Source organism: Bacillus sp. AFS001701, from assembly GCF_002559405.1.
Taxonomy (GTDB): Bacteria; Bacillota; Bacilli; order Bacillales; family Bacillaceae_G; genus Gottfriedia.
Genome location: NZ_NTZO01000289.1, coordinates 1 through 11,473, shown reverse-complemented (window position 1 = coordinate 11,473; position 11,473 = coordinate 1). Strand labels below are relative to the sequence as shown.

Here is an 11,473-nt window from a genome sequence, read left to right as displayed (position 1 = left end):
AACGTTTTCTTACTAAATGCACGTTTTACTTCATTTTTAAATAAATTTAACTCCTCTTTAACCTCGCTATAAGAATAAGGAAGATATTCTTTTATCCCTAACGCTTCACATAATTGTTTTCTAAATGAAGGTTCAAGACTACCAACAGAAAAGAACCGTCCATCTAAAGTCTCGTAATAGAAAAAATACCTCCATTTAATAAGTGCTCCTCTGGCTTTGGTTCAATTTTTTTAGTTAACTAACCGGATCCCATTAAAGATTGCAATGCAAAAGTACAATCTGTCATTGAAGTATCAATCCACTGTCCTTCTCCAGTTTGTTTACGATGAATAACAGCCGATAAAATACTAATAATTGCGTGTAACGATCCACCTACTTGGTCTGCAACTTGGATACCCATTAGAACTGGACGTTCATTTTTTCTAGTTGAATAACTCAACACACCAGTTAAAGAAAGATAATTGTTATCATGCCCCGCTCGATTTCGATACGGTCCTGATTGACCATATCCAGTAATTGAACAGTAAATTAGTTTCGAATTTATTTTCTTTAATTGCTCATATCCTAAACCAAGCTTTTCCATTATGCCGGGTCGGAATTGCTCTATGACAATATCGTACTCCTGCACTAGCTTAAAGATAATTTTAGTTGCTTCTTCACATTTTAAATCAAGGGTAATAGATTTTTTAGAACGATTTATCGTTTGATATGCGGCAGATTGATCTCCATCAAATGGAGGTGAAGTTTGTAATAAGTCGGGATGATATGGAGATTCGATTCGTAAGACCTCTGCACCTAAATCCGCTAGTATCATAGTTGCATAGGGACCCGGTAAAAGACGAGAAAAATCCAGAATTTTCAATTTATTTAACATATCGTTAACCTACTATTCAAGTTGATCTCCTCACTCCATCTCTAAAATTTTTTCTAGTACATTAATTATTCTAGATTAATTGTAATCTCTCCTTTTTTAAAAGAGAATGTTAAAGCATATTATTGAATATTGATAAAAGTCCACCATTTTTAACCTACTAAATGAAATTAAAAGAGGATTCATTTATAGGTTGTTGAATAATATTAGGTAATAATTTCCAAAAACTTTAAAAAGTAGGTGCAATTTTGAATAAAAAACATGAAACTGAAAACTCTGATGAGAAAGTTTATATGGATGAGCACAAAATATATTCACCGATAGAGGATCTACAAAAAATAGAAGGTGTCAGTCCTTTAAAAAGAAATAGTTTTGATTTAGCTAAAAAGCCAAAAGCAATAAGATTTATAGGCTATTTTATTATTTCATTTATTGTACTATCTGCCTTAGTAATCTTAATTGCAAATGTGTTCTACAACTAGAGATGCAACTATTGCATCTTTTTTTGTTTATCTACCTTATTTCAGTGAGTAATAAAATTTTAAGCAGAAAAAAAACCACAAGAGTGGTTTTTTAATCACGCATTGCCCCTGCCTCACGAGAAGTCATTGCTCCTTGACCTTGGCTTACATCATTTTGGATTTGTTGTTTTACTTTTTGTGGGTTCGTTCCTGATTTCATATTCGTACCCATATTACCTTTACTTTGTTGATTCTGTGGCATAAAATCCCTCCTTAATTAATTGTTTAACAATTTTATTATTTACAATAAATGTCGTTATATCCTGGAATTTGAGCTAAAAAATAATTCCTAATTGAATATAAAATAGTTTGACTATTCAGATTTAACAATCTATAATCATATTAAACTAACTACCGGTAGTTAATATTAAAAATAAAAAAATAGGAGATGATTTTTTATGAAATATCCACTTTCCCCCGATGTAAAACCTGAGTTTTGTACAACTGGAACGTTTATGAGATTACCGTCTGCAAAAGAAAATGCGAAATTAGCAATCGTTGGTATGCCTTTTGATACGGCTGCATCGTTTCGTGTGGGTGCTCGTTTTGCACCTCAAGCAATTCGCCAAGCTTCTATGACCCTATTTCCATATCATCCAATTCACAAGGTATATCCATTTGATGATAGCAATGCAATCGATATAGGAGATGTGTCCGTTATTCCGCATAATATCCATCGAAGTTATAAACTAATCGAAGATGCGATGTTTGAATTAATGGATCAAAATATTATCCCAATCGCCTTAGGTGGTGACCACTCAATTACCCTTGCAAACCTTAGAGCAGCAGCTAAAAAGCATGGGCCAGTTGCGATGATTCATTTTGATTCGCATACAGACACTTGGGATACTTATTATGATGAAAAATATTGGCATGGTTCACCTTTTATCCGAGCCCATGAAGAAGGACTTCTAATCCCTAATAAGGTTTTCCAAATAGGTATACGAGGCACATTAAATCATCCTGGAGATATAGATGCTAGCCATGAGCTAGGCTACAATGTTATTACGACTCCTGATATGTACGAACGAGGTTTTGAAGATATTTTAAGAGAATTGAAAGAAGTAATTGGTGATACTCCATGTTTCTTGACGTTTGATATTGATTTTGTCGATCCTTCTTGTGCGCCTGGAACTGGAACACTAGAAGTAGGCGGATACAATAGTATGGAAACTTTAAAAATGATTCGATCATTAACTGACTTCAATTTTGTTGGATTTGATTTAGTTGAAGTACTGCCATCCTATGATCCAACACAGATTACATCCCTTTTAGCTGCAACACTTGTACATGAATTTGCTAGTTTAGCTACATTACGAATTATTAAAATGAACAAATAAAAATGGTAACTATACTTTTGGAAAGAGTTGATAAATTGAATGAATAATTCTCCAATATTAAAACACTCACTTTCCTTAGGACACGTTATTTTATTCGGACTATCATTTATGGCACCCATCACAGTTTTTACCACTTATGGTATTGCAATTAAAACAACGAATGGAATGATTCCAACAGCATATTTAATTTCATTAGTTGTTATGTTATTTACTGCTTACAGCTATGGAAAAATGGTGAAAGAGTTTCCAACGACTGGTTCAGCCTATACTTATGTTCAAAAAGGAATAAATCCATCAGTTGGATTTATTGTAGGATGGGTTATTTTATTAGACTATTTGCTTAGCCCAATGATTAGTGCATTATTATTTGGAATTTTTATTCATGCTTATTTACCGATTATTCCTGTTTCTATTTGCATTTTTATATTTGTAATCATCGTTACGCTTATTAATATTCTTGGAATAAGATTCGCTACAAATGTAAGCGCTATATTACTTGCACTACAAATTCTTTTCATCGTTCTGTTTTGTCTTTTTAGTATAAAAGGATTAATCGATGGGAAAGGAACTGGAGATTTATTATCGACTACCCCACTCCTTGATCCAAAAGTTCATTTTTCAAATCTGCTATCGATTGTTCCATTACTATGTTTTAGCTTTTTAGGTTTTGATGCTGTAACAACTTTAGCAGAGGAAACTCAAAATCCAAAAAAATCATTACCTAAGGCAATCTATTTGATTACAATCATCGGTGGCATTTTATTTATTGCTTCTACTTATTTTGCTCAATGCATTTATCCGAACGTTACATCTTTTAAAGATCCTGACTCAGCAGCAGTAGACATATTTATGTATGTTGGTGGAAATATATTAAATTCCTTTTTCCTAAGTGTGACAGTCACTGCTGCTATTTCCTTTGCTGTAGCTTCGGGTGGTAGTGGTGCTAGAGTTTTATATGCGATGGGTCGTGAAAATATCCTTCCTAATCGTATCTTTGGTTATATCTCCCAAAGATATAGGACTCCAATTTTCAATATTATTATAATTGGTTGTATTGCATTGACAGCACTTTTCTTAGATTTAGATACAGCAGCTGCCTTTATTAATTTTGGAGCCCTATTCGCATTTACCTTTGTTAATCTTTCAGTGATTAATCATTTTATAGGTAGAAAAAAACAGAGAAATCTTAAAGGAATGATAATGTATGGTGTTATTCCGTTCATCGGTGCAGCCATCACTGCATTATTTTGGTCAAAATTAGATATTCATTCGATGGTATTAGGTAGTATTTGGCTAGCTACTGGCCTAATTTATTTACTTTACTTAACAAAATTTTTCAGACAACGGCCCCCTGAATTAGACTTTAATGAAACAAATTTAGATGTTCAATTGTAAAATTACCAGATAAGGAGATTAATATGAAAGCTGATATTGTCCTATCTAGCGAGGCTGTTTTTACTGGGCTTGAGGATAAACCAAGACCCTTAGCAGTCGCTATATTAGAAAACCGAATTATTTCAGTCGCACCTATTGAAGAGATGAATACGCTTATTGGCGAACATACAATTATCCAACATTTTGGGAATCATTTGATTATGCCCGGTTTCCACGACTCTCACGTTCATGCAATGATGGGGAGTCTCTCATTAGAAAGTGTCAATCTTTTTAGTGCTCGCTCAGAATTAGAAGCTGTTAAGATCGTTAAAGAATTTTCGAAATCAATTCCTGAAAATGAGTGGATTATTGGTTTTATGTGGGATTCCAGCTATTGGGAAAACAAAAAATTTCCGACTCGTTTTTCTTTAGATGAGGTATTTCCAAATCGTCCTGTTGTTTTATTCCATGCTGAGGGTCACTATACTTGGGTGAACTCTAAAGCTTAAATATCGCTAATATAAATAAACAGACTAAAAACCCGCCAAACGGTATCATTGAAAGGTCGTCCAATGGAGAGCCTACAGGAATTCTAATTGAAGAAGCTTCTTCACTCATTACAAAATATGCATATGATTTTACAAAAGATAAAAAAAGAGAATTATTTAGAGGCTTCCTAAAAGAAGCTAGTCGTAATGGTGTAACTTCAGTAAATAATTTATATGGCACTGAAACTTTGAGTCAATTAGATGACTTTGAAATCTTTAAAGAAATTGAACTAAAAAATGAACTTCCTGTAAGAATGCATCTCTATCCTGTTTTGAACGGAGATATTAAAGAAGCCCTACAATTAAGGGAAAGATATCAATCTGATAAATTAAGAGTTTCCGGCTTAAAACAATTTATAGATGGTGTAGTGACTAGCCGCACAGCTTTTATGTTAGAGCCATATTCGGATTCTCCGGAAACTTTTGGCTTACCTGCACATTCAATTGAAGATTTAAAAAATTGGGTTGTTGATGCAGATCATCATGGATTTAATATTCGGTTTCATGCTATTGGCGATGCTGCAATCCGTTTGGCGCTTGATTCATATGAAAATGCACAAAATATAAACGGTAAAAGAGACTCACGTCATTCGATTGAACATATTGAGGTCATTCATCCAGATGATATTCCACGATTTTATACATTAGGTGTAATTGCTTCCATGCAACCAGATCACTTTGCCCTATCAGAGAGAGAGACATATACTGAACGAATAGGTTCTAAACGTGAAAAATATGTATTTGCCATTAATTCAATTAAAAAGACGGGAGCCCAACTTTCTTTTGGAACTGATTTCCCAATTGATTCGTTTAATCCTTTACTGCAAATCTATCGAGCTATTACTCGAATTGATAGTAGTGGCAAGGCAGTTTGGAATCCTGAAGAATGTATCACCCTATCAGATGCATTAAAAGCTTATACTTACGGCTCTGCTTTTGGTACATCAAGAGAACATGAACTTGGGACAATTCAAGAAGGAAAACTTGCTGATATTGTTGTGCTAGATCGAAATCTGTTTCAGATGCAAAAAGAAGAAATTCTTGAAGCTTCAGTTCAAATGACAATTAGTGACGGAAAAATTGTCTATTTAAAAGATAAAACTCTCACTACAATAAAATAATAAAAAAAGCTCTGTTTCATAAAAACAGAGCTTTTTTAATAGTTGAAAAATATTTTTTAGACTTAGAGAAGATTAAAGTTTATAATCTAGCTAACAACAGTTAGTTTCGGAGGATCTATATGACTAAAGATAAGATTATAGCTGCTGCACTTTCGCTTTTTTCAAAAAATGGTTATGAAGGTACTAGTTTGTCTGATATTGCGAAAGTAGTGGGAATTCAAAAACCATCCATTTACAATCATTTTAAAAGTAAAGAAGAAATATTTCTGACGATTTATGAAAATATTTTATGGCTACATGTAAAAAAAGTAGAAGAGTTAATAAAAGAAATCCATTCGTTAAGTGCAAAAGAACAACTTTATCAAATTCTAAACTTAACATTCCAGTATTATATAGAGTTTGAAGAGCAGTCGACATTCCTTAACCGTGCAGTCTTTTTCTCTCCTGAATCATTAAAGGAAGAATTACATAAACAGTTTATGGAGTCTGAAGAAGCAATGTCTACCGTTTTAAGATCGGTTATTAATATAGGTATTGATAACGGAGAAATTAGGAATGGAAATGTTGAAGATTTTGTCATGTCTTTTTACTGCCTAATTGATGGTATTTTTATTGAGTTATCTTATTATGGTGCTGAAAAGATGAAGCCAAGAATATCAAACATTTGGCGAAATTTTTGGTACGGATTTCAAAATGAATAGCAAAAAAAGCATTCGATCAAACGAATGCTTTTTTCATATTACTGATTAGCTGTTAATTCTGATTTAAACTGCTGAACTAAATTGTCATCTGCAGGTGCAGCTGGTTTGTAAAATCCTTTTTGTAATGCATAATTGTACAATGTGCGTTGACGAGCCTCATCTTGATTGCGTAATTGAATTAAAGTTTGTCTTAATTCAGGGTTGTTTGACTCACTAATATATCCCGCATAACCCTTTAAGCTAGCGTTTAGACCTTCTAAATAATCATTTACCATATCTTTATCTTGAAACATAATCTAATCTCCTTATCCTAAAAAATTTAAAAGTTGCTGTCTAGATTGCATTGCTGATTGGGCATCTCTTTCTAATAAAGCTTTTAATTCAGGATCAGAGCAATTTTGAGCATATGCTTCTAATTTATTTGCGATTGTGCTATGCCCTCCGATCATGTGACGAAGATTTTCTAATTCAAGTTCTGTTAATCCATTATTCATACTTAATTTCTCCTTTCGAACAAAAAATTACATATTTCATTTTTCGTCTGCCTGCGTTTCTGTCCTTATCTGACTTTGTTAATCAGCAAGGTTTTTCGAACAGTTCACACATTGACATTATTAATTTTCCAAAATACTGTAAAAAAATACGTAAAAAAAGCTCAATCTATATTGATTATAGATTGAGCTTAAACTTTTCTTAAATTTTATTATAACTCACTGCTGAAATCAGCTTCTTCTAATTTAACCTTTTTCGTTTTCATCACTACTTTATAGCCAAGGTATCCAAGAATAAATAATGGTAGTCCAATATAAGAAACTGCAACACCATACCAGTCGATTTTGTCTCCAGTAAATGCTTCATAATTCGTTCCAAGCATTGCAACTAAACATAAAACTGTTGCTAAAATTGGACCAAGTGGGAACCATTTTGCTAAATAAGGTAGATCCTTTAATTTTCTTCCTTGAGCGATATACGCTTTACGGAAGCGATAATGCGTAATTGAAATACCTAACCAAGAAATATAACCAGCTAAGCCTGCTGCATTTAATAACCAAGAGTATACTTTACCATCGCCAAATAATGAAGTTAAAAAGCATAGCGCACCAATTAGAGTCGTTGCAATTAATGCACTTACTGGAACTCCACCTTTGTTTACTTTTCTTAAGAATTTTGGTGCTTTTCCTTCTTCAGCTAATACCCATAGTACACGAGAACCAACGTATAAGCTTGAATTACCCGCTGATAAAACTGAAGTTAATATAACTGTATTCATTGCAGCAGCTGCAAAAGCAAGTCCTGCATGTTTAAATACTAAAGTAAATGGACTAATCGCAATACTATCAACATCTCCACCTAATAAGTTTGGATCTGTATAGCTGATTAAACAGCCGATAACGAAAATCGCTAATACGTAGAATAATAAAATACGCCAAAAGATTTGTTTGATTGCTTTTGGAATGTTCTTTTCAGGATTTTCACTTTCCCCTGCAGTTACTCCAACCATTTCGGTTCCTTGGAAAGCAAAACCTACAATCATAAATACACTAAAAATTGATAAGATACCGCCTTTAAAAGGTGCTTCTCCTTTTGTGAAATTATCAAATCCACCAGTATGACCACTCATAATACCGAAAATCATTAATAATCCAATTACAATAAAAATAATGATTGTAGCTACTTTAATAATTGAAAACCAAAATTCCGATTCTCCATATCCTTTTACAGATAGTACATTTAATCCAAAAATTAAAACAAGGAATATAGAACTCCATACGATCCCTGGAGTATGTGGGAACCAATATTTCATAATTAAAGCCGAAGCTGATAATTCTAAAGCAAGGATGATTGCATTGTTATACCAATAATTCCAACCAACAGCAAAACCAAGAGCCGGATCGACAAATCTTGAAGTATATGTGCTAAAAGAACCCGAAATTGGAATAAGAGTTGCCATTTCAGCTAAGCTAGTCATTAGGAAATAAACCATAATACCAGCAATTAAATAAGCAACAAGAGCTCCACCTGGCCCTGCATCATGTATTGTTGCTCCACTCGCTAGAAATAGACCAGTACCAATCGTACCACCCATAGCGATCATTGTTAAATGTCTTGTTTTTAGTTTTCTTTCTAAGTGTTCTTTTTTAGGCGCGTTACTTTGAACAGTGAAGTCACTTTTACGGTTTGTATTTTGCATGAATACACCTCTTTATTTTAAATTAAAATTTCTCCTAGAATTTAAATCTTTAAAAGCTCGCATACCAGTCTATCTTTGACAATTCGTAATTCGTCAAGATTTTGCAAAACACATTCTAATTTTAAGCCTGGAAACTGAGCGATGTAAAGATGAAAATCCTCCCTTCTGAATTTAACAAAGGAACAAATCTAATACTTTCAATGCTGATAGCGTTTTCATTTTTTTTGCTTTCATCATCGAAATGTACTTAATTAAAATTATCATAATTTGACGAAAAATAGAAGGAGTTTTTTCATTGTTTAGATAATTTAGAGTTATTTAAGTATAGTTAAATTTTCAAAAATCGTATATTTATTTGAAACAATAAATATATATTAAATCCAAATTCGACATACTTCAACAATTAATTTATAGATTGGTAAAAATTATATAATGAAAGCGCTTTGTAAACCTGTATCCTTATTTTATAAAGCTTTAGACTCTTTAGAAGTTCAAAATTAATCAATCTGTCTATAGGAAATTGTCATTCATTTGCAGGTGAAATGTCATGAATTTTTATCTATAAGATCATCGACCATATACAAAAAAATGAATAAAACAAAGTTGGTAGTTTTCTGAATTTTTAGAACGAAAAAAATCAAAAAAACATTCTTCATATTTTCTGAAGAATGCTTTATCATCTATTTTTAAATTCTCTTATGGAGTAACGATATTGATCTCTTGATTGAAATAATCAAATAAATTTAACATCTCTTTAAATTTCTGCTTATTCCCATTAATGCTTAACTTTCCACTTTCAATTGCCTGATTTACATCAAGTTTCCCAAGCATAATTAAATAAAAAGTTACTTTATCTACAAATAGTGATGCATCAGAATTTGGGGTTGTTAAACCTTTGCTATAATTAAAAACAGCGTTCTTGATATCAATTGTGTAATTTGTATTCAAATCAGTAATATTTACATTAAATGTAAAATTATTATGATTTGCCTTTGGGCCATTAAGTGTAATTGAAATATAATCAAAAAAATCATTTACTTCCATACTTAAGATTATCTGAGGATCTACAGTACTAATAGTTTGCGAACCATCTAACTTTACAATTCCTTTTCTCAGTTCTTCTGCCCCTGTTAAATAATAATTTCTCCAGGCTGCAGATTCGGACTGATATCCTAATTGCTCGTAAGATTCAGCTAGTAAGTTCTTTGCATTTTTATTATTAGGATTTGCCATGACTACGTTTTTCAAAACTTGTGCTACCCACCGATATTCTCCTTTTTCAAAATCTGCTTTTGCGAGCTTCAGTACTTTCTTTTCTCCACCCATATATTGAACATATTTAGTTCCACTCTCTACTTGTGGAAGTGGATCTAAATCAGATGGGTTTCCATTAAAATAGCCTAAATAATAATTGTAAACTGCTTTGGCATTTTGCTTTAAATTACCATAATATCCTCGATTCGCCCAATATGTATCAAGGCTACCAGGTAGTTTTATTTGTTCAGCTATTTCATCTGCAGTATATCCTTGGTTTGCTAGACGAACTGTTTGATCATGAATGTATTTATATAAATCCCGTTGCTTAGATAAATGGTATTACTCGAGTTTTCCCCCATAACGGCCAGCTATGTGCTGTAATTAATGCTTCGATCTCTTCTTTACCAAATAATTTGATTGTATCATCCAGAGCTTTTATCCACTCCGAAGCATCTCGTGTTTTCGCACCTCTTAAAGTATAAAAGTTATGCATCGTATGACCTGTATTTTCAGCGACTACTAAAGTTTTGTAATCATTTATGTAAGAATGCATTTCTGAAGGTGCTTCAGTATTTAACGTTAATAAAAACTTGAACTTTATTCCATCTATTTCCATAGTTTCTACTTTATCTTTTATTTCAATTGTCGGTGGTAAAAAGCTGATTGTACCTGTACTAATTCTAGGACCAATCCCATTTGTTACGTATCCTTTTTTATTTACAGATAAAAGATTTCCGACCATATACCCTGCTCTTCGTGACATGATATTACCTAACAGGAAATTCTCATTTACTACTTCCTTAGAAAAATTTAGTGGAGCAATAATTGGTAACTTTTCTGGCTTTAAAGCGTATTGTAATATTTCTTTAACCCCACCAAAATGATCAGCATGGCTATGGCTAATAACAACAGCACTGACTGGTTTTTTAGGGCGATTCGCATAATATAATTCCATTGCTGCTTTAGCAGTTTCAATTGTTGATAATGTATCTAATACGATTAAACCTGTTTTACCTTCCACAATTGTCATAACAGATACATCTTGTCCACGAATTTGATATACTCCATCAACTACCTTATAAAGCCCGGGAGTATCTAGTAATTGAGCTTGTCTCCATAAGGATGGATTTACTGATAAAGGCGCGGGTCCATCATTTATTATTGAATATTGATCACGATCCCAAATGATATCACCTTTTGAATTTTTTATTTGATCATGAATTAATGGTGCTATGAACCCTTTATGAGCATCATTAAAATCTTGCTTATCATTGAAATTTAATTCACTATAAATTTTTTCATTTGATTTAATTGTATCCATCGTAGGAGGCATCGCCTGAGAATACACATTTTTAGCATAAAATGTACTAATCAATAAAATGAATAACAGTAGAAAAATGGATATTACTTTTGAATATATTTTTTTTAACATGATTTTACTCCTATTTTTTCAGATATCTGCTGGTGTATTTGTTATTCCATCTAAATATAAAACGGCTGCATCTTAGATTACTTCATAATTAAATGTTAAACGTCTAATTTTCAAATC

At 32.5% G+C, this 11,473-nt stretch carries 13 protein-coding genes; 6 read left to right on the top strand and 7 right to left on the bottom strand.

The annotated features are described in order from the left end of the window. Nucleotides 1-238: 238 nt before the first annotated feature. A complete protein-coding gene (locus CN514_RS18170; protein ID WP_217993935.1) occupies nt 239-874 on the bottom strand; it encodes a CaiB/BaiF CoA transferase family protein in 636 nt (211 codons plus the stop codon). Nucleotides 875-1,119: 245 nt separating this feature from the next. Here CN514_RS18170 and CN514_RS18165 point away from each other — a divergent pair, with 245 nt between their 5' ends. After that, nucleotides 1,120-1,353, top strand: a complete 234-nt coding sequence (locus CN514_RS18165; protein ID WP_098233807.1) for a hypothetical protein — start codon at nt 1,120-1,122, stop codon at nt 1,351-1,353. Nucleotides 1,354-1,444: 91 nt separating this feature from the next. Here CN514_RS18165 and CN514_RS25810 read toward each other — a convergent pair whose 3' ends face one another. Further along, complete coding sequence (locus CN514_RS25810; RefSeq protein WP_176525962.1) at nt 1,445-1,594, bottom strand: hypothetical protein; 150 nt, start codon at nt 1,592-1,594, stop codon at nt 1,445-1,447. 196 nt (nt 1,595-1,790) lie between these two features. Between CN514_RS25810 and speB the strand changes: the two genes are divergently transcribed. The 5 genes from speB (at nt 1,791) to CN514_RS18145 (ending at nt 6,476) form a co-directional block, all read left to right on the top strand. Next, nucleotides 1,791-2,732, top strand: a complete 942-nt coding sequence (gene speB, locus CN514_RS18160) for an agmatinase (protein WP_098233806.1) — start codon at nt 1,791-1,793, stop codon at nt 2,730-2,732. A 39-nt stretch (nt 2,733-2,771) separates the two neighbouring features. Further along, complete coding sequence (locus CN514_RS18155; RefSeq protein ID WP_098233805.1) at nt 2,772-4,127, top strand: APC family permease; 1,356 nt, start codon at nt 2,772-2,774, stop codon at nt 4,125-4,127. A 23-nt stretch (nt 4,128-4,150) separates the two neighbouring features. Beyond that, nucleotides 4,151-4,615 (top strand): amidohydrolase family protein, encoded by a 465-nt coding sequence (locus tag CN514_RS26615; protein ID WP_286141742.1) that lies wholly within the window; start codon nt 4,151-4,153, stop codon nt 4,613-4,615. 2 nt (nt 4,616-4,617) lie between these two features. Further along, nucleotides 4,618-5,775 (top strand): amidohydrolase, encoded by a 1,158-nt coding sequence (locus tag CN514_RS18150; RefSeq protein ID WP_353652080.1) that lies wholly within the window; start codon nt 4,618-4,620, stop codon nt 5,773-5,775. A gap of 119 nt (nt 5,776-5,894) precedes the next feature. Further along, complete coding sequence (locus CN514_RS18145) at nt 5,895-6,476, top strand: TetR/AcrR family transcriptional regulator (RefSeq protein WP_098233804.1); 582 nt, start codon at nt 5,895-5,897, stop codon at nt 6,474-6,476. A 38-nt stretch (nt 6,477-6,514) separates the two neighbouring features. On the opposite strand, the gene CN514_RS18140 is transcribed toward CN514_RS18145, so the two are convergent. The 5 genes from CN514_RS18140 to CN514_RS18120 all read right to left on the bottom strand — a co-directional run bounded on the left by CN514_RS18140 (nt 6,515) and on the right by CN514_RS18120 (nt 11,356). Next, complete coding sequence (locus CN514_RS18140) at nt 6,515-6,769, bottom strand: spore coat protein (RefSeq protein WP_098233803.1); 255 nt, start codon at nt 6,767-6,769, stop codon at nt 6,515-6,517. Nucleotides 6,770-6,781: 12 nt separating this feature from the next. Further along, complete coding sequence (locus CN514_RS18135) at nt 6,782-6,970, bottom strand: hypothetical protein (RefSeq protein WP_098233802.1); 189 nt, start codon at nt 6,968-6,970, stop codon at nt 6,782-6,784. A 209-nt stretch (nt 6,971-7,179) separates the two neighbouring features. Beyond that, nucleotides 7,180-8,667, bottom strand: a complete 1,488-nt coding sequence (locus CN514_RS18130) for an amino acid permease (protein ID WP_098233801.1) — start codon at nt 8,665-8,667, stop codon at nt 7,180-7,182. A 696-nt stretch (nt 8,668-9,363) separates the two neighbouring features. Next, on the bottom strand, nt 9,364-10,176 hold the full coding sequence (locus CN514_RS18125) for an alkyl sulfatase dimerization domain-containing protein (RefSeq protein ID WP_286141743.1): 813 nt from the start codon (nt 10,174-10,176) through the stop codon (nt 9,364-9,366). A gap of 73 nt (nt 10,177-10,249) precedes the next feature. Next, nucleotides 10,250-11,356 (bottom strand): MBL fold metallo-hydrolase, encoded by a 1,107-nt coding sequence (locus CN514_RS18120; protein WP_098233799.1) that lies wholly within the window; start codon nt 11,354-11,356, stop codon nt 10,250-10,252. Nucleotides 11,357-11,473 lie beyond the last annotated feature (117 nt).

What these genes read in the sequence shown, in the direction of transcription:
- CN514_RS18135 (WP_098233802.1), bottom strand. Translation starts at nt 6,970, where the DNA reads ATGAATAATGGATTAACAGAACTTGAATTAGAAAATCTTCGTCACATG.
- CN514_RS18120 (WP_098233799.1), bottom strand. Translation starts at nt 11,356, where the DNA reads ATGTTAAAAAAAATATATTCAAAAGTAATATCCATTTTTCTACTGTTA.
- CN514_RS18130 (WP_098233801.1), bottom strand. Translation starts at nt 8,667, where the DNA reads ATGCAAAATACAAACCGTAAAAGTGACTTCACTGTTCAAAGTAACGCG.
- CN514_RS18140 (WP_098233803.1), bottom strand. Translation starts at nt 6,769, where the DNA reads ATGTTTCAAGATAAAGATATGGTAAATGATTATTTAGAAGGTCTAAAC.
- speB (WP_098233806.1), top strand. Translation starts at nt 1,791, where the DNA reads ATGAAATATCCACTTTCCCCCGATGTAAAACCTGAGTTTTGTACAACT.
- CN514_RS26615 (WP_286141742.1), top strand. Translation starts at nt 4,151, where the DNA reads ATGAAAGCTGATATTGTCCTATCTAGCGAGGCTGTTTTTACTGGGCTT.
- CN514_RS18155 (WP_098233805.1), top strand. Translation starts at nt 2,772, where the DNA reads ATGAATAATTCTCCAATATTAAAACACTCACTTTCCTTAGGACACGTT.
- CN514_RS25810 (WP_176525962.1), bottom strand. Translation starts at nt 1,594, where the DNA reads ATGCCACAGAATCAACAAAGTAAAGGTAATATGGGTACGAATATGAAA.
- CN514_RS18145 (WP_098233804.1), top strand. Translation starts at nt 5,895, where the DNA reads ATGACTAAAGATAAGATTATAGCTGCTGCACTTTCGCTTTTTTCAAAA.
- CN514_RS18170 (WP_217993935.1), bottom strand. Translation starts at nt 874, where the DNA reads ATGTTAAATAAATTGAAAATTCTGGATTTTTCTCGTCTTTTACCGGGT.